At 70.5% G+C, this 17,533-nt stretch carries 12 protein-coding genes; 2 read left to right on the top strand and 10 right to left on the bottom strand.

All coding sequences use genetic code 11. The features are described from left to right. Positions 1–70: 70 nt before the first annotated feature. The 8 genes from ACWD4A_RS15150 to ACWD4A_RS15115 form a co-directional block, all read right to left on the bottom strand. Positions 71–1,669, bottom strand: a complete 1,599-nt coding sequence (locus ACWD4A_RS15150; RefSeq protein WP_451193910.1) for an ABC transporter substrate-binding protein — start codon at positions 1,667–1,669, stop codon at positions 71–73. 423 nt (positions 1,670–2,092) lie between these two features. Then, positions 2,093–2,794 carry an HAD family hydrolase gene (locus ACWD4A_RS15145; RefSeq protein ID WP_451193909.1) on the bottom strand — a complete coding sequence of 234 codons (702 nt, stop codon included), beginning with the start codon at positions 2,792–2,794 and terminating at the stop codon, positions 2,093–2,095. 176 nt (positions 2,795–2,970) lie between these two features. Then, positions 2,971–3,969 carry a PAC2 family protein gene (locus ACWD4A_RS15140; RefSeq protein WP_451193908.1) on the bottom strand — a complete coding sequence of 333 codons (999 nt, stop codon included), beginning with the start codon at positions 3,967–3,969 and terminating at the stop codon, positions 2,971–2,973. A gap of 212 nt (positions 3,970–4,181) precedes the next feature. Then, positions 4,182–5,246: a hypothetical protein gene (locus ACWD4A_RS15135; RefSeq protein WP_451193906.1), complete on the bottom strand. Its 1,065-nt coding sequence runs from the start codon at positions 5,244–5,246 to the stop codon at positions 4,182–4,184. Positions 5,247–5,396: 150 nt separating this feature from the next. Continuing rightward, positions 5,397–7,004: an FAD-dependent oxidoreductase gene (locus ACWD4A_RS15130; protein ID WP_451193904.1), complete on the bottom strand. Its 1,608-nt coding sequence runs from the start codon at positions 7,002–7,004 to the stop codon at positions 5,397–5,399. 2 nt (positions 7,005–7,006) lie between these two features. Then, positions 7,007–8,539 carry a glycerol kinase GlpK gene (gene glpK / locus ACWD4A_RS15125; protein ID WP_451193903.1) on the bottom strand — a complete coding sequence of 511 codons (1,533 nt, stop codon included), beginning with the start codon at positions 8,537–8,539 and terminating at the stop codon, positions 7,007–7,009. A gap of 40 nt (positions 8,540–8,579) precedes the next feature. Beyond that, entirely contained in the window at positions 8,580–9,362 is a 783-nt protein-coding gene (locus ACWD4A_RS15120; protein WP_451193901.1) for an MIP/aquaporin family protein, read from the bottom strand. 321 nt (positions 9,363–9,683) lie between these two features. After that, positions 9,684–10,448, bottom strand: coding sequence for an IclR family transcriptional regulator (locus ACWD4A_RS15115; protein ID WP_451193899.1), 765 nt, complete (start codon positions 10,446–10,448; stop codon positions 9,684–9,686). A 247-nt stretch (positions 10,449–10,695) separates the two neighbouring features. On the opposite strand from ACWD4A_RS15115, the gene metH reads away from it, so the two are divergent. Continuing rightward, positions 10,696–14,202: a methionine synthase gene (gene metH / locus ACWD4A_RS15110; RefSeq protein ID WP_451193897.1), complete on the top strand. Its 3,507-nt coding sequence runs from the start codon at positions 10,696–10,698 to the stop codon at positions 14,200–14,202. A gap of 181 nt (positions 14,203–14,383) precedes the next feature. Here metH and ACWD4A_RS15105 read toward each other — a convergent pair whose 3' ends face one another. Both ACWD4A_RS15105 and ACWD4A_RS15100 read right to left on the bottom strand, forming a co-directional pair. Beyond that, positions 14,384–14,737, bottom strand: a complete 354-nt coding sequence (locus tag ACWD4A_RS15105; protein ID WP_451193895.1) for an ASCH domain-containing protein — start codon at positions 14,735–14,737, stop codon at positions 14,384–14,386. A 13-nt stretch (positions 14,738–14,750) separates the two neighbouring features. Further along, positions 14,751–16,304: a tetratricopeptide repeat protein gene (locus tag ACWD4A_RS15100; RefSeq protein ID WP_451193893.1), complete on the bottom strand. Its 1,554-nt coding sequence runs from the start codon at positions 16,302–16,304 to the stop codon at positions 14,751–14,753. A 393-nt stretch (positions 16,305–16,697) separates the two neighbouring features. On the opposite strand from ACWD4A_RS15100, the gene ACWD4A_RS15095 reads away from it, so the two are divergent. Next, on the top strand, positions 16,698–17,486 hold the full coding sequence (locus ACWD4A_RS15095; RefSeq protein WP_451193891.1) for an aspartyl/asparaginyl beta-hydroxylase domain-containing protein: 789 nt from the start codon (positions 16,698–16,700) through the stop codon (positions 17,484–17,486). The last annotated feature ends 47 nt before the right edge of the window (positions 17,487–17,533 follow it).

Genomic DNA, 17,533 nt, shown 5'->3' with positions numbered 1-17,533 from the left:
CGTTCCTCACAGTTCCTTGATCGTCTGAAGAGATCTCCGGCAGAACCGGTCTGACGAGCCTGTCAGTGCCTCACACGCCGCGGCTCAGCTCCCAGGGCTGCATCTCGGAGGCCGAGTTGAGCGCCCACTCGGCACCGGTGATGTTCTCCCGGGCCGCCACGTACTGCTTCCCCTGCCACAGCGGCAGCACCGGCACGTCGTCGGCGACGATGTCCTGCGCCTGCTGGAAGAACTTGGCCGCGGCCTCGCGCTGCGGGGTCTCGCGGGAGTCCGGGATCAGCTGGTTGGTGATCTTGGTGTTCTGGTACGGGGAGCGGAGGAAGTTGTCCTTGCCGAAGAACGGCGCGACGAAGTTGTCTGGGTCCGGGAAGTCGGGGAACCAGCCCATGCCGTAGACGGCGTACTTGCCCTTCGCAGCCTCCGGCCGGAAGTCCGCCCACTTGACGCCCTGGATCTTGGCGTTGAACAGCTGGCTGTCGTTGAGCTGCTGCTGCAGCGACTTGAACGCCTTGCCGGTCGCCTCACCGTAGTGGTCGTCGGTGTAGGTGAGGGTCAGCGGCACCGGGGTGGTGATGTTCGCGGCCCGCAGGATGGCGCGGGCCTTGTCGACGCTGGGGTCCCCGTACTTGTTGGAGAAGGAGTTCTGGTGGCCGGTGATGCCGGTGGGGACCAGCGAGTACAGCGGGTCGTTCGTCCGCTCGTAGTCGTCGCGGGCCAGCGCCTGGCGGTCGATCAGCTGGGCCATGGCCTGCCGCACGGCCTTGTTCTTCACCGTGGGGTCCTCGGTGTTGAACGCCAGGAAGCTGATCTCCTGGCCGGGCGCCTCGATCAGCTTGACGCCCTTGGGGGCGGTGACCCGCATCCGGCCCAGCTGCTCGGGCGACAGGGTGCGGTTCATGACGTCGATGTCGCCGTCCTTGAGCGCCTTCTCCATCGACTTCGCGTCGTCGTAGAAGCGCATCTCGAACTTGTCGTTCTGAAGCTCGGCCGAACCCTGGTAGCCGGAGTTCTTGGCGAAGGACGCCTTGACGACCCGGCCGTCCTTCTCCTCGGTCTTCAGGGTGTACGGGCCGGAGCCGACCACCTTGAAGCCGTTGTTGAGCTCCTTCTTGGAGTAGACCGCGTGGTCGACGATGGCCGCCGCCGGGGTGGCCAGCTTCTGCGGGAAGGTCGCGTCGGGCGCCTTCAGGGAGAAGACGACCTCCAGCTCGCTGGGCGTCTCGACCTTGTCGATGTTGCTCAGCAGCGAGACCGGGCCGTTCTCGAAGTTGATGGCCTGCGCGCGCTCGATGGAGAACTTCACGTCCTCGGCGGTGAGCGCGTGTCCGTTGGAGAACTTCAGTCCGCTGCGCAGCGTGCAGCGGAACTGCTCGTTCTTGCGGTCCCCGAAGGAGCACTTCTCGGCGGCGTCACCGACCGGATTGGCTCCGGAGCGGGGCAGCCGCAGCAGGGTCTGGAAGGTGCTGTGGAGGACGTTCCAGGCGCTGATGTCGTACGCGGCGGCGGGGTCGAAGGGCGCGGGGGCGTCCGTCGTCTCCTCGAAGCGGTCGGTCGTGCCGATGACGATGGCGCCCTTGCCCTTCGCGGCTCCGTCACTCCCGCCGCAGGCGACGAGCACGGGGGCCATCAGGGCTGCCACGGTCGGCAGCGCCAACGTCTTGCGATTCATTGTGCGGGGTTCTCCCTGTGGTGCGATCGGTTCCCGGGACGATACCGACGGCGGTCGCGTCGGCCCATGGGCAGCCGTGAAGTTCTCGCGAAGAGATTAGTGCGCGGGGCCCCGGTGACCGGAACACGGTGAAGTTGATGCGCTATCACGCCGCGATAACGACCGGCAGTTCACGGATATCAGGACGGGGGAACGATTCGCGCACCAGCTGACCAATCAGGACACAAGGGTGCTCTTCCGCCCCACCGGGGGTACGGGAGAGTGATCGACACCCCACGCAACGCCCCTTGACCCGGTGACGAAACTCACTCCGGCGAAGTCCCGGACGGCCAGGGGAATTCGGCCACCGCATTAGACGCGGAAAACCACCGCCCCGGCGCCCGGAGTTCGCGGGCATTCACCGGGACACGCTCGGTGCACGCGTCAGTGCATTCCCGTCATCAGGCCGCGCAGAAAGGGGAGATCGACTTCCTCCAGGGAACCCACGACCGTGCGCCCGCCGGCGGACGGGATCGGGGCCACCGACGGCACCGCCACCACCCGGCAGCCCGCGGCCTCCGCGGCGGTCACCCCGGTCATGGTGTCCTCCACCACGGCGCACCGCGCGGGGTCCACGCCGAGCCGGGCGGCCGCCAGCAGATAGGGGTCCGGGTGCGGCTTGGTGCGCTCCATCTCGTCGCCCGCGACGGTCAGCGTGAAGTTCTCCGCGCCGAGGGTGTGCAGTACCCGGTCGATGATCTCCCGGTGCGAGGCGGAGACCAGCGCGGTCGGCACGGAGTGCGCGGCCAGCTCGGCGAGCAGCCGCCGGGCGCCCGGCATCAGCGGCACCCCCTGGCCGATCATCTCGGAGAAGCGCGAGTTCAGCAGGGCGGTCAGCTCGGCCAGGGCGATCTTCGCGCCGGTGGCCTGGATGAGGAAGGAGGCGCTGCGCGTCATGGGCCCGCCGACGACCACCGCGCGGTACTCCTCCAGGAGCCGGTGCCCCAGCTCGGCGAAGACCGCGACCTCCACCTCCCACCAGAAGCCCTCGGTGTCTACCAGGGTGCCGTCCATGTCGAGCAGGACGGCCTGGAGGACCGGGCCTGCGGCCGGACGGGTCTCGACGGCGGGGATGCTGCTGGTCATCGGGGCACACCTCCTGAGGGGGGCGAGAAGGCCGGCCCGGGGCGCCCCCCGAAAGGGCGTCCGGACCGGCCTTCACCGGACCGACAAGTGTACGGCGGAGCGCCCGTCCCGTCGCTTCGATATCCGTCGCCCGGCGGGGACCCGGACCGTACCGGCCCGGTCCCCGCCGGCTCCCGTCAGCTCTCGTCCTTGGGGCCTTCCGGCTCCTCCTCGGCGGCCGGGCCGCCCTCACCGTCCTTGGCCGGGGGCCGCTGCGGGCGGGTGCGGCCGCTGGAGGTGTCGCGCAGGTACGAGCCGTCCGGGAGCCCCGGCCCGTCGGCGGGACCGCCGGGCTGGCCGTCACGGCGGCGCAGATAGCGCTCGAACTCGCGGGCGATGGCCTCGCCCGAGGCCTCCGGGAGGTCGGCGGTGTCCCGCGCCTCCTCCAGCGACTGGACGTACTCGGCGACCTCGCTGTCCTCGGCGGCCAGCTGATCCACGCCGAGCTGCCAGGCGCGGGCGTCCTCCGGGAGCTCGCCCAGCGGTATCCGCAGGTCGATCAGGTCCTCCAGGCGGTTGAGGAGCGCCAGGGTGGCCTTCGGGTTGGGCGGCTGGGAGACGTAGTGCGGCACGGCCGCCCACAGGCTCACCGCCGGGATACCGGCGTGGGCGCACGCCTCCTGGAGGATGCCGACGATCCCGGTCGGGCCTTCGTAGCGGGACTGCTCCAGGTCCATGGTGCGGGCCAGATCCGGGTCCGAGGTGACCCCGCTGACCGGCACCGGCCGGGTGTGCGGGGTGTCGCCGAGCAGCGAGCCCAGCACCACGACCAGCTCCACGCCCAGCTCGTGGGCGAAGCCCAGGATCTCGTTGCAGAACGAGCGCCAGCGCATGCTCGGCTCGATGCCCCGGACCAGCACGAGGTCGCGCGGGTTCGTACCCCCCGTGCGCACCACGGACAGCCGGGTCGTCGGCCAGGTGACCTTGCGCACCCCGCCGTCCAGCCAGATCGTGGGGCGGTTGACCTGGAAATCGTAGTAGTCCTCGGCGTCGAGGGCGGCGAACACCTCGCCCTTCCACTCCCGGTCCAGGTGCGCGACCGCGCTGGAGGCGGCGTCACCGGCGTCGTTCCAGCCCTCGAAGGCACAGATCATGACCGGGTCGATCAGCTCGGGAACCCCCTCAAGCTCGATCACCCAGCGCCTCCTTCCGACCGGGGCGGACAGGTCCTTACCACCGGTTGCAGTTCTATGCAGTGTTTGTTCGGGGTCAATCGGGGTCGCCCGGGGGTGGTGCCGGATCGTGCCCCGTTGTCCGGGGCGTTTCCCGGCAGCGTTCCCCCCGCCGTGCGACCCCTAAGACTACGACTTCCGCGCCCCCCGTTCGCAGCCCCTGTGCAGGCACTTCCTCACCCCTTCGTCCCCCAGCCGTTCCGGTAGGCGCGCCAGTCCTCCTCGGTGGCCGCGAAGTCCACGTAGAGGGCGAGCCCGAAGCGCTGCCGCGCGCCGTTCTCGCGGGTCAGCCCCAGCCGGGCGCCGCGCACGGCGGCCGCGGCCGTCTCCGCGTGCCCGTGGTGGCCCAGGTCGTCGGTGTGGAAGAAGGGCAGGCCCATCAGCAGGTCGACGCCGGGCGGGGTGACCTGGAGGGCGAGCGCCGTCTGCCGGGCGACATAGCCGCCGTAGAGGCTCTCGACCGGCAGGGCGGTGTCGTACGACATGACCGCGATCTGGTCCGTGCGCCGGGCGACCTGGCCGAAGTACTTCTGGGTCCACCACTTCGGGCTGCCCATCAGCCGGGCGGCCCGGTGCATCGAGGGCAGCGGGTCGATCTGCTGGGCGGCGACCGAGAGCACCCCGCCGCCGGAGCGCACGGCCGGGTGGAGGGCGTCGAGCAGGGTGAGGAAGGAGCGGTCGTCGGACCGTACGGGCTCGACGTCGAGGTGGACGCCCTCGAACCCGGCCCGCAGGACCTGCCGGGAGCTCTCCACGACCGCGGCGCGCGCGGGCGCCGAGTCCAGCCGGAGCCCGTCCGTGCCCTCTCCCCCGCGCACCAGCTTGTCGCCGAGCCATGCCTGTACACGTACCCCGGGCAGCTCCCGGTGCACGGCGTCGACGAGCCATTTCGCGCGCGGGTACGCCGAGGCGGGCAGGGTGCCGTCGTGTTCCAGCGGCCCGGCGTGCACATACAGGTCGCGCAGGCCCGTGCCCGCGATCCGGCGCCCCAGTTCGGCGAGGTCGGCGTCGCCCTTGCGGCCGTCGACCCAGGCGTGGCCCAGCCAGACCGCGTCCCGGCCGCGGGTGACCGCGTCGTCGGAGGGCGCCCCCGCGTAGGCCGCCCGCAGCGCGCTGCCCGCCAGGACGAGCGGCACCAGCAGGACGAGGGCCAGGGCGAGCGCGACGCGCACCGCCAGTCGCCTGCTCGGGCGCAGGCGGCGCGGCGCGGTCAGCAGATTCCGGACATCCGGCCGTCGCATGGTGAAGATCCGCCCCCTTTTTCCCATGGTGACGCGATCTCGGCGCATTCGGTTGCGGCCCCGGACGGCACCGAGGGGAGAGACGGCCGATGGCGTCTCTCCCCTCAGCGGGCTTCGGTGCGGCTCAACCGGCCTCACCAGGGCGCGGTGTCAGCCCTTGTCGTTGAGCATGCCCTTGACCCGGGTACGCACGTCCTCGGTGTCCAGACCGCGGATCGTGAGGGTCGTACGGCGGCGCAGGACGTCGTCCACCGTCTCCGCCCACTCGTGGTCGCGGGCGTAGACGACCTGGGCCCAGATCTCCGGGCCGTCGGGGTGGATGCGCTCGCCGAGCTCCGGGTTCTCGTTGACCATGCGGGCGATGTCGAAGGACAGCGAGCCGTAGTGGGTGGCGAGGTGACGGGCCGTCAGCGGGTCCATGCGGCTGCCCGGCTCGCGGTCCACGAGCAGGCGGTGGGCGACCGCGTTGGGGTTGGCGACGCCCGGCAGCGGGGTGCGGCGGACCAGACTGGAGATGGGCTCCATGTCCTCGGTCAGCGGGCTGCCCGGGACCTTGGCGAGCTTGGCCATCACCGTGCGGCCGATGTGGCGGTAGGTGGTCCACTTGCCGCCCGCGACAGACAGCATGCCGCCCTTGCCCTCGGAGACGACCGTCTCGCGCTTGGCCTGGGCCACGTCGCCGGGGCCGCCCGGCAGCACGCGCAGACCGGCGAAGGCGTACGTCATCAGGTCGCGGTCGAGGTCCGCGTCCTGGATGGAGAACGCGGCCTCGTCCAGGATCTGCTGGATGTCGGCCTCGGTGGCCGACACGTCCGCCGGGTCGCCCTCGTACTGGGTGTCGGTGGTGCCGAGGAGGAGCTGGTCCTCCCACGGCAGGGCGAAGGTGATGCGGTACTTGTCGATCGGGGTGGCCATGGCGGCCTTCCACGGCGACTTGCGCTTCATCACGATGTGCGCGCCCTTGGAGAGGCGGATCGACGGCGCGGCGCCCTTGTCTTCCAGCTTCCGCAGGTGGTCCACCCACGGGCCGGTGGCGTTGAGGACGACGCGCGCGTCGATGCCGAACTCCGTACCGTCCGTACGGTCCTTGAGCTCCGCGCCGGTCACCTTGCCGTGCGTGAAGCGCAGGCCGGTGACCTCGGCGTGGTTGAGGACGACCGCGCCGGACTCGACGGCCGCGCGGACCGTCATGACGGCGACGCGGGAGTCGTTCATCTGGTGGTCGTAGTAGACCGCCACGGCCTTGAGGTTGTCCGTGCGCAGACCAGGGTTGTCGGCCTTGGCCTTGGCCGGGGAGATCACCTTGCCGACGCCGTCGCCGAAGGCGGACAGCGCGGAGTAGGCGAAGACACCGGCGCCCAGCTTGGCGGCGCCGACCGGGCCGCCCTTGTAGACCGGCAGGTAGAAGGTGAGCGGGTTGACCAGGTGCGGGGCCACGTCCTTGGCCAGCACCCGGCGCTCGTGGTGGTTCTCCGCGACCAGCTTGACCGCGCCGGTCTGCAGGTAGCGCAGACCGCCGTGGACCAGCTTGGAGGAGGCGGAGGAGGTGGCGCCGGCGAAGTCGCCGGCGTCCACCATGGCGACCCGCAGTCCGGACTGCGCGGCGTGCCAGGCCACGGAGGTGCCCAGGATGCCGCCACCGATCACCAGGAGGTCGTATGTCGCGTTGGACAGCCGTTCCCGGGTTTCGGCGCGGCCGGGGTTGGCGCCGGCAGCCGGGTGCGTTCCCAGGGTCGGAACGCTCTGCGGGGTTGTCATGATTACTCCTCGTCCTCGATCCAGCCCATGGTCCGCTCGACGGCCTTGAGCCAGCTCTTGTACTCGCGGTCACGCGTGTCCGCGTCCATGCGGGGGGTCCACTCGGCGGCCCGGCGCCAGTTGGCGCGCAGCGCGTCGGTGTCCGGCCAGAAGCCGACGGCCAGGCCGGCGGCGTAGGCAGCGCCGAGGCAGGTCGTCTCGGCGACCATCGGGCGCACCACAGGGGCGTCCAGGAAGTCCGAGAGGGTCTGCATCAGCAAGTTGTTGGAGGTCATACCGCCGTCGACCTTGAGCGCGGTGAGCTCGACGCCGGAGTCCTTGGTCATGGCGTCGGTGATCTCGCGGGTCTGCCAGGCGGTGGCCTCGAGCACGGCGCGGGCGATGTGCGCCTTGGTGACATAGCGGGTCAGGCCCGCGATCACACCGCGCGCGTCGGAGCGCCAGTAGGGGGCGAACAGGCCGGAGAAGGCCGGCACGAAGTAGGCGCCGCCGTTGTCCTCGACGGAGCTGGCCAGCGTCTCGATCTCGGCGGCGCTCTTGATGAGGCCCATCTGGTCGCGCATCCACTGCACGAGGGAGCCGGTGACGGCGATGGAGCCCTCGAGCGCGTAGACCGGCTTCTGGTCGCCGATGCGGTAGCCGACGGTGGTCAGCAGGCCGTTGTACGACTGGACGGGCTCGTCACCGGTGTTCATCAGCATGAAGGTGCCGGTGCCGTAGGTGGACTTGGCCTCGCCCTGCTCGAAGCAGGTCTGGCCGAAGAGGGCCGCCTGCTGGTCGCCGAGCGCGGAGGCGACGGGCACGCCGGCGAGCGCGCCGCCCTTGGCGGTGCCGTAGACCTCGGCGGAGGAGCGGATCTCCGGCAGCACGGCGGCCGGGATCTCCATGGAGGAGAGGATGCGCTCGTCCCACTCCAGGGAGCGGAGGTTCATCAGCATGGTGCGGGAGGCGTTGGTGACGTCGGTGACGTGGTGACCGCCGTCGACACCGCCCGTGAGGTTCCAGATGACCCAGGAGTCCATGGTGCCGAAGAGGATGTCGCCGCGCTCGGCGCGCTCGCGCAGGCCCTCGACGTTGTCCAGCAGCCAGCGGACCTTGGGGCCGGAGAAGTAGGAGGCCAGCGGGAGGCCGGTCTCGCGGCGGAAGCGGTCCTGGCCGACGTTGCGCCCGAGCTCCTTGCAGAGGCCGTCGGTGCGGGTGTCCTGCCAGACGATGGCGTTGTGGACGGGCTGACCGGTGTTCTTGTCCCACATCAGCGTGGTCTCACGCTGGTTGGTGATGCCGATCGCCTTGACGTCGGAGGCGGTGATGCCCGCCTTCTCGACGGCGCCGGCCACGACCTGCTGGACGTTGGCCCAGATCTCCATCGCGTCGTGCTCGACCCAGCCCGGCTTCGGGAAGATCTGCTCGTGCTCCTTCTGGTCGACGGAGACGATGCGTCCGTCGCGGTCGAAGACGATGCAGCGGGAGGAGGTGGTGCCCTGGTCGATCGCCGCGATGAACGGGCCCTGGCCGTGGGTGCCGGTGGTGGTCATGTCTCGTGTGCTCCTGGAAGTCAAAGGTCTCGGCGGGTGCTCAGTACGCGAGCTTGTGGATGCCTGCGGCGAGCGCGGCACCGACGAGCGGGCCGACCACCGGGATCCAGGCGTAGCTCCAGTCGGAGCCGCCCTTGTTCGGCAGCGGCAGCAGCGCGTGCACGATACGCGGACCGAGGTCACGGGCGGGGTTGATCGCGTAGCCCGTCGGGCCGCCGAGCGAGAGGCCGATGCCCACCACGACGAAGGCGGTCATCAGCACGCCGGTGCCGCTGACGGCCAGGCCCTTGGTGAGGCCCTGGGTGAGGATCGCGAGCACCAGCACCGCGGTGGCGATGATCTCCGTGGCGAGGTTCTGCACGACGTTGCGGACCTCGGGGCCCGTGGAGAAGATGCCCAGCACCGGACCGGCGGTCGGGGAGGCGGACTTGTCCACTATCCCCTCGTGGCCGGTGGTGGCGGCGACGATCTCCGGGTCGGTCAGGTGCGCCCGGAACTGTCCGTAGTACGTGACCCACACCAGCGTGGCGCCGATCATCGCGCCCAGCATCTGGGAGCCGATGTAGAGAGGTACGTCACTCCACTTGGTGGCGCCGTCGATGGCGAGACCGAGGGTGACGGCCGGGTTGAGGTGCGCGCCGGACGGGTGGGCGATGTACGCGCCCGTCAGGACGGCGAAGCCCCAACCGAATGTGATGGCGAGCCAGCCCGCGTTGAGCGCCTTCGAGCGCTTCAGGGTGACGGCGGCGCATACGCCACCGCCGAGCAGGATGAGCACGGCGGTGCCGATGGTCTCACCGATGAAGATGTCGGAGCTGGACACCCGCGACTCCTTTGTCCTTCGTCCAGGGGAAGGCGAACCCCGGGTCCCTCCGGTGGTCCGCGCCCTCCGAGAGGGCTGTGATCGGTCCCGCGGCAATGCCCACCATAGCGAATATTGTCGTTAGGTGTTCGACAATGCCGACCGATGAACGGCAGTTTTCTGCACGGTCAAGGACGCGTCAAGGGTTTCGTGACTGAAAAGTCCCGACCAATAGGCCGAAAACACCCGATCGATACCCGCCGGTAACCGAACCGCGACCTACGGCCGCGGACCGCTCCCCCGAAGCCCCGCCCGGCCCGCCGCCCCCTCGGGGCCGGCCGGTCAGAACGGGCCGGCGCCCAGGTCCCGGGAGACCGCGCGGGCGCAGTCCCTTACGGCCGCGACCAGTTGGGCCCGCAGCTCGCCGCTCTCGCACACCCGCTCCACGGCGCCCATGATCCCCACCGCGCCCACCGGCATCCGCCGGCGGTCGTGGATGGGGGCGGCCACCGAGGCCACGCCCGCCCAGGTCTCCTCGACGTCCGAGGCCCAGCCTCGCGCCCGGGTGAGGTCCAGCACACCCTCGAAATCGGCCAGTCCGGTCACGGTGTGCGGGGTGAACGCCTCGCGGTCGCTCTCCGCCGCCTCGCTGTGCGCCACCGGGTCGTAGGCGGAGAGCACCTTGCCCAGGGCGGTGCTGTGCAGCGGCTGCATCGCGCCGACCTCCAGCACCTGACGGCTGTCGTCGGGCCGGAAGACGTGATGGATGATCAGCACGCCCTGCTGGTGGAGCACGCCCAGGTAGACGCTCTCCCCGCTGGACCGCGCCAGGTCGTCCGCCCAGACCAGCGCCCGCGCGCGCAGCTCGTGCACGTCCAGATAGCTGTTGCCCAGCCGCAGCAGCTCCGCGCCGAGCTGATAACGCCCGGACGCCGGGTCCTGCTCGACGAACCCCTCCTGCTGGAGGGTCCGCAGAATGCCGTGCGCGGTCCCCTTCGCGAGCCCCAGCGCGGAGGCCACATCCGACAGCCCCAGCCGTCGCTCGCCCCCCGCGAGCAGCCGTAGCATCGCCGCCGCCCGTTCGAGCGACTGGATGGTCCGTGCCATCGCGCAACCTCCTCACATGCCGTTCGGCAATGCTGAACACTATCGGCCGATGCCGACCGATAGATAGCTGACGGCGAGTCGGTGGATGATCATCAAAGTGAAAGCACGCCCTGGTCAGGCCCCGATCGCCGCCGTATCAACCCGTGGACCCCCCTCCCTTCGGCGGAGCCGCCAGCTACGCTGACGGCGTGCGCCTTCTGCCGGAAGGCGCAAAGCCGACAGCCGTCGCAACCCCGGGAGCACTTCCATGGCCTCGTTCACGCCATCGACCGCAAGCACCGCCCGAGCCTCCGAACTGCGGGAGGCGCTCGCCTCCCGGGTCGTGGTGGCCGACGGGGCCATGGGCACCATGCTCCAGGCGCAGGATCCGAGTCTCGACGACTTCCAGCAGCTCGAGGGCTGCAACGAGATCCTCAACGTGACCCGCCCGGACATCGTGCGCTCGGTCCACGAGGCGTACTTCTCCGTCGGCGTCGACTGCGTGGAGACCAACACCTTCGGCGCGAACCTCGCCGCCCTCGGCGAGTACGAGGTCGCCGACCGCATCCTCGAACTGTCCGAGGCCGGTGCCCGCATCGCCCGCGAGGTCGCCGACGACTTCACCGCCCGCGACGGCCGCACCCGCTGGGTGCTGGGCTCGGTCGGGCCCGGCACCAAGCTGCCGACCCTGGGCCACGCCGCGTTCGGCAGGCTGCGCGACGCCTACCAGCAGAACGTCGAGGGCCTCGTCGCGGGCGGCGCCGACGCGATCCTGGTGGAGACCACCCAGGACCTGCTGCAGACCAAGGCCTCGGTCATCGGCGCCCGGCGCGCGATGGCGGCGGCCGGCATCGAGCTGCCCCTGCTGGTCCAGGTCACCGTCGAGACCACCGGCACCATGCTCCTCGGCTCCGAGATCGGCGCCGCGCTCACCGCACTGGAGCCGCTGGGCATCGACATGATCGGGCTGAACTGCGCCACCGGCCCGGCCGAGATGAGCGAGCACCTGCGGTATCTCTCCCGGCACGCCCGCACCCGCGTCTCCGCGATGCCCAACGCCGGGCTGCCGGTCCTGGGCAAGGACGGCGCGCACTACCCGCTCTCCCCCGGCGAGCTGGCGGACGCCCACGAGACCTTCGTCCGGGAGTACGGGCTGTCCCTGGTCGGCGGCTGCTGCGGCACCACGCCCGAGCACCTGCGCCAGGTCGTCGAGCGCGTCCGCGGCATGCGGCCCACCGAGCGCGCCCCGCGCCCCGAGCCCGGCGCCGCCTCGCTCTACCAGACCGTGCCCTTCCGTCAGGACACCTCGTACCTGGCGATCGGCGAGCGCACCAACGCCAACGGCTCGAAGAAGTTCCGCGAGGCGATGCTGGCCGGCCGCTGGGACGACTGCGTGGAGATGGCCCGCGACCAGATCCGCGAGGGCGCGCACCTGCTCGACCTGTGCGTCGACTACGTCGGCCGCGACGGCGTCGCCGACATGGAGGAGCTCGCGGGCCGCTTCGCGACCGCGTCCACCCTCCCGATCGTGCTGGACTCCACCGAGGTCGACGTGATCCGCGCGGGCCTGGAGAAGCTCGGCGGGCGCGCCGTGATCAACTCCGTCAACTACGAGGACGGCGACGGCCCCCAGTCCCGCTTCGCCAAGGTGACGGCGCTGGCCGTCGAGCACGGCGCCGCGCTGATCGCGCTGACCATCGACGAGGAGGGCCAGGCCCGCACCGTCGAGAACAAGGTCGCCATCGCCGAGCGGCTGATCGCCGACCTGACCGGCAACTGGGGGGTGCATGAGTCGGACATCCTCATCGACTGCCTCACCTTCACCATCTGCACCGGCCAGGAGGAGTCCCGCAAGGACGGCATCGCCACCATCGAGGCCATCCGCGAGCTCAAGCGCCGCCACCCGGAGGTGCAGACGACCCTGGGTCTGTCCAACATCTCCTTCGGCCTCAACCCGGCCGCCCGCGTCGTCCTGAACTCCGTCTTCCTCGACGAGTGCGTCAAGGCCGGACTGGACTCGGCGATCGTGCACGCGAGCAAGATCCTGCCGATCGCGCGCCTGGACGAGGAGCAGGTGCAGGTCGCCCTCGACCTGATCCACGACCGGCGCACCGAGGGCTACGACCCGCTGCAGCGGCTCATGGAGCTCTTCGAGGGCGTCTCCACCAAGTCCATGAAGGCGGGCAAGGCGGAGGAGCTGCTGGCCCTGCCCCTGGAGGAGCGCCTCCGGCGGCGCATCATCGACGGCGAGAAGAACGGCCTGGAGGCCGACCTCGACGAGGCGCTGCGCGACCGCCCGGCCCTCGACATCGTCAACGACACCCTGCTCGAGGGCATGAAGGTGGTCGGCGAGCTGTTCGGCTCCGGCCAGATGCAGCTGCCGTTCGTCCTCCAGTCCGCGGAGGTCATGAAGACGGCGGTCGCCCACCTCGAACCGCACATGGAGAAGAGCGACGCCGAGGGCAAGGGCACCATCGTGCTGGCCACCGTCCGCGGCGACGTCCACGACATCGGCAAGAACCTCGTCGACATCATCCTCTCCAACAACGGCTACAACGTCGTCAACCTCGGCATCAAGCAGCCCGTCTCGGCGATCCTGGAGGCGGCGGAGGAGCACCGGGCGGACGTCATCGGGATGTCCGGCCTCCTGGTGAAGTCCACCGTGATCATGAAGGAGAACCTGGAGGAGCTGAACCAGCGCAAGCTGGCGGCCGACTACCCGGTGATCCTCGGCGGTGCCGCGCTCACCCGCGCCTACGTCGAGCAGGACCTGCACGAGATCTACGAGGGCGAGGTGCGGTACGCCCGCGACGCCTTCGAGGGCCTGCGGCTGATGGACGCCCTGATCGCCGTCAAGCGGGGGGTGCCGGGCGCGGCGCTGCCGGAGCTGAAGCAGCGGCGGGTGCCGAAGCGGGCTTCCGCGGTGGCGGTCGTCGAGGAGCCGGAGGGTTCCGTGCGCTCCGATGTCGCGACCGACAACCCCGTGCCCGAGCCGCCGTTCTGGGGCACCCGGGTCGTCAAGGGCATCGGCCTGAAGGACTACGCCTCCTGGCTGGACGAGGGCGCGCTCTTCAAGGGCCAGTGGGGCCTCAAGCAGGCCCGCACCGGCGGCCCGACGTACGAGGAGCTCGTCGAGACCGAGGGCCGCCCCCGGCTGCGCGGCTGGCTCGACAAGCTCCACACGGAGAACCTCCTCGAAGCGGCCGTCGTCCACGGCTACTTCCCGTGCGTCTCCAAGGGCGACGACCTGATCCTCCTGCACGAGGACGGCACCGAGCGCACCCGCTTCACCTTCCCGCGCCAGCGCCGCGGCCGCCGGCTGTGCCTCGCGGACTTCTTCCGCCCCGAGGAGTCCGGCGAGACCGACGTCGTGGGCCTCCAGGTCGTCACCGTCGGCTCCCGCATCGGCGAGGCCACGGCCGAACTGTTCGCCTCCGACTCCTACCGCGACTACCTCGAACTCCACGGCCTCTCCGTCCAGTTGGCCGAGGCCCTCGCCGAGTACTGGCACGCGCGCGTCCGCGCCGAGCTGGGCTTCGGCGGCGAGGACCCGGCCGACGTCGAGGACATGTTCGCCCTGAAGTACCGCGGCGCCCGCTTCTCCCTCGGCTACGGCGCCTGCCCCGACCTGGAGGACCGCGGCAAGATCGCGACCCTCCTGGAGCCGGAGCGCATCGGCGTCCACCTCTCGGAGGAATTCCAGCTGCACCCGGAGCAGTCGACGGACGCGATCGTCATCCACCATCCGGAGGCGAAGTACTTCAACGCGCGGTGAGGACCACCGGCCGGGGGCCTTTCAGCCCTCGGCCTCGGTCAATTCCCTTCAGGCACGGCATCCGGACCAGGGTCTCCAGCGACGCGGCCGCCTTCAGAAACAGGGAGCTGTAGATGTCCCGCCCCAGCCCTTCGGCATGTGGCTGTGAGCGGGGACACGGTGAACTGTGCGCGGTGGCGCTTCAGTCGGGGAAGAGCTGGAGGTGGATGGCGAGGACGCCGAGGGCTTCCTTTTCGGGTGGGTAGATGTTGCGGCAGGCGGACAGCAGGTCGTCCCGCGTCATGTCCTCGCTGCCGATCGTGGCGTTGTCCTCGGCGTCCAGCATGGCCTCGAAGGACGGGTACTGGTTGACCTTGGTGACGCGGGTGCGGACGGAGGTGTCGCATGAGGTGAACCGCAGCACTTGGCCCGGGGTGAGCTTGCGCATGCTGGGGTATCCGACGCGGACCTCGATGGTCTTGCGGCCTTCGGCGATCAGTTCCAGGTAGGGCTTGCGGATGTTGATCACGCGTTCGTCGGCATCCGGCTCGGCCATGCGGGTCTCTCCTTCACTGGACGGTGGGTAGCGCGGAGCGGGCGGCCGGAGCTGCGGCGGTGAGGCGCTCGCGCAGGCCCTCCACAGCGGGCTGCCGGGGATAGCAACGGGTGAGGAAGGCCGCCAGGTCGCCGGCCCGGCCCAGGACGGAGTCCACGACGCGGGCGGAGTCCAGGGCCTGGTGCCCGAGGACCACGGCGTCGTCGGGGTCGCCGAGCTGGGCATGGGCAAGCGCGAGGTCGATGCGGGCGATGGCTTCACGGCTGGGCGAACGGGAGGCCGCGGGCGCCGATTCGTAGACGGCCAGCGCGTGCTCGGCATGGCCGCGGGCTGCCTCGGCCTGGCCGAGCCAGATGCAGGCGGTCGCCGGATACGAGGTGAGCGCGTACTCGGCCAGTGGTGCGATGTCCATGCCGAAGCGCCGGAGCGGGCGGGGAGGCAGCAGCCGATAGGCGTCCTCAGCGGCCTGGAAGGCCGTGGTGAACCCGTCGGCATCGCCGTCGGCGGCGGCTGCGCGGGCTGCCTGGGCGTGCAGCCGTACGGTCAGCGGGTGGTCGGCCGGGGCCTCGGTGAGGCCTTTGAGAGCGGCTTGGCGGGCCTTGGCGGGGCGGTGCTGGTAGAGGTTGATGGAGGCTGCGGCGTCCATCGCCCACGCGCACAGCTGCCCGTGCCCGGCCTGCCGGCCGTGGGTGAAGGCATCGGCGGCGAACGCCAGGCCGGCGCGGGCGTCGCCGAGGTCGTGAGCCAGCCACGCCAGGAGTTCGGAGAGCCAGCCGGCGAAGGCGAACAGCTCGCGGCCCTGCCGATGGGTGTGGTTGCCCCGCAGCATGGCGTCGACTTTGCGGCGGTAATCCAGCACGGCGTCGAACACCAGATGCGGGGGCTTGAGCGAGTAGGCGTGGTTGAACTCAGTGACAGCCAGATCCAAATGATCGAGGGTGCCGGAGCCGAGGGCGGTCGCCTCTGCCTGGCGAGTGAACTCCATGGCCTCGGCGGCCGCTTGTTCCAGGATGAGTGCGGCGGCTGCCGGTGCGGCCAGGGCCAGTCCGGCGAGTTTCACCGCGTCACGGCGCTTCGTCTCGTCCACCTCCGCCCCGGTGTTCGGGCTGGTTCCGCTGGCACTTGCCTGCCCTGCGGGGAGTGTCGCACTCGCCTTGGGCCCGCCCCAAAGTGGATCAGTGGACCTCGGTGAGTAGTCGTTGGCGAAGCCCAACTGCACGGGGTTGGTGGTGAACAGGCGGCACAGCAGGTCCTGATAGTCCGCACTGGGCGGATGGCCGGCCTCCCAGTCCTTCCACGACCGCTCGGCCAGACCGACCTTGGAGAGCTGTTCGCGTTCGACGAGATCATGGACGGCCTCCACTGCCTGGACGACGGTCCAGGCCATGGCCAGGCGGCGGCACTTGAGGCGGTGGTGCCCGCAGTGGGCCTCGATCTCTACCGCGATGGCCGCGACCAGCTCGGGTGGCACCACCTCGGGCGAACCAGCCCGGCCGAGTGCGCGTTCCCGCAGGCGCTTCCCGCAGGAGACGTCATGGACCGGACTGCTCGGTGTCGTGCCTGTCACGTTGGCCTCCCCCGCCGGGCGCGGACCAAGGTCCCGGACGCGCCGCCGAAGATTGCTTGCCTAACCCCTGCACTGGCCAAACCTTCCCGTTGCGGGCGGTCCGACCGCCCGCAACGGGCGACAGCGCCGCCTATGAGGGGCGGGCACCTCTCACTACCAGCGCAAACGCGGCCGGACCAGTCTGATGCCCAGGCGCCGCGTCCGGCCGACGCACCTCCCCACCGGCTGGGCTCCCCCTAGAGCAAGGCGAGGACACCGGCCGGACGCGAGCGCCCTCCACCCCCAACCTGCACCGCCCCCCCTGCCCACTGGGCGGGGGCGATGAGACGTGAGAGAGAAATGATGAGGGATCACCCGTCCACTGGGGCGCTGTCCGATCAGATCGCCCAGCTGGTGAGGCTGGAGCCGGCCCGGGTCGAGCGGCTGCGGCACGAGGCCCTGACCGCGCCGGCGCCCTGGAAGGCCGAGTACGGCGACTACCAGTCGGGCGGCTGGTGGACGACGTCGCTGATGAACGCCTCCGGCAAGGCGGCCGACGTCACGATCACCGACTGCACCGCGAAACCCACCGCCTTGCTGGAGCAGATGCCCGCCACGGCCGAACTGCTGGCCGAGCTGAGTCTCTCCTACATGTGGGTACGGCTCGCCCGACTGGAGGCGAACGCGTTCCTCTGGGAGCACCGCGACTACGACGAGCTCACCCACGCCGAGCGGCACCGCCTGCACATCCCGCTGCACACCAACCCCTCCGCTTTCCTGGTCACCGGGGGCACGAAGGTCCACATGTCCGGCGGGCGGATCTGGCGGCTCACCCCGACCTTCACGCACGGGGTCTGCAACCTCCTGGGACCGGAGCGGATCCACCTGATCGCCGACGTCTACGCGGACGATGCCTATCGGAACCTGGCCGGACCGGCCGAGTTGGAGGCACCGGACGCCGAGGTGCTGCCGGAGGCCTCCCAGACAGTGCTGGCGGACCGGCTCGCCGCCGCCCGGCGACTGGCCGACCTCGGCTACATCGAGGCGGCCGAACGGTTGCTGCTGCGCCTGTTCTACTCCTTCGCCCTGCCCGAGGGCACCACGTACGACCTGATCGCCGAGTTGCACACCTGCCTCGGCGACACCGAATCCAGCACCCGCTGGGCCCAGGCGAAGACCAAGCTCCTCGCGCTCACCACCTGAACACGCGAACGGTCCCTTCAACCGCTGCACCCCTTCCTGGAAGGACT

The organism is Streptomyces sp. NPDC002537 (assembly GCF_053594975.1).
This window is presented reverse-complemented; position numbering and strand designations above follow the sequence as displayed.

Bases quoted from the DNA above. Each gene is read 5' to 3' on its own strand.
- ACWD4A_RS15150 (WP_451193910.1), bottom strand. From the start codon at position 1,669: ATGAATCGCAAGACGTTGGCGCTGCCGACCGTGGCAGCCCTGATGGCC.
- ACWD4A_RS15145 (WP_451193909.1), bottom strand. From the start codon at position 2,794: ATGACCAGCAGCATCCCCGCCGTCGAGACCCGTCCGGCCGCAGGCCCG.
- ACWD4A_RS15135 (WP_451193906.1), bottom strand. From the start codon at position 5,246: ATGCGACGGCCGGATGTCCGGAATCTGCTGACCGCGCCGCGCCGCCTG.
- ACWD4A_RS15130 (WP_451193904.1), bottom strand. From the start codon at position 7,004: ATGACAACCCCGCAGAGCGTTCCGACCCTGGGAACGCACCCGGCTGCC.
- glpK (WP_451193903.1), bottom strand. From the start codon at position 8,539: ATGACCACCACCGGCACCCACGGCCAGGGCCCGTTCATCGCGGCGATC.
- ACWD4A_RS15115 (WP_451193899.1), bottom strand. From the start codon at position 10,448: ATGGCACGGACCATCCAGTCGCTCGAACGGGCGGCGGCGATGCTACGG.
- metH (WP_451193897.1), top strand. From the start codon at position 10,696: ATGGCCTCGTTCACGCCATCGACCGCAAGCACCGCCCGAGCCTCCGAA.
- ACWD4A_RS15105 (WP_451193895.1), bottom strand. From the start codon at position 14,737: ATGGCCGAGCCGGATGCCGACGAACGCGTGATCAACATCCGCAAGCCC.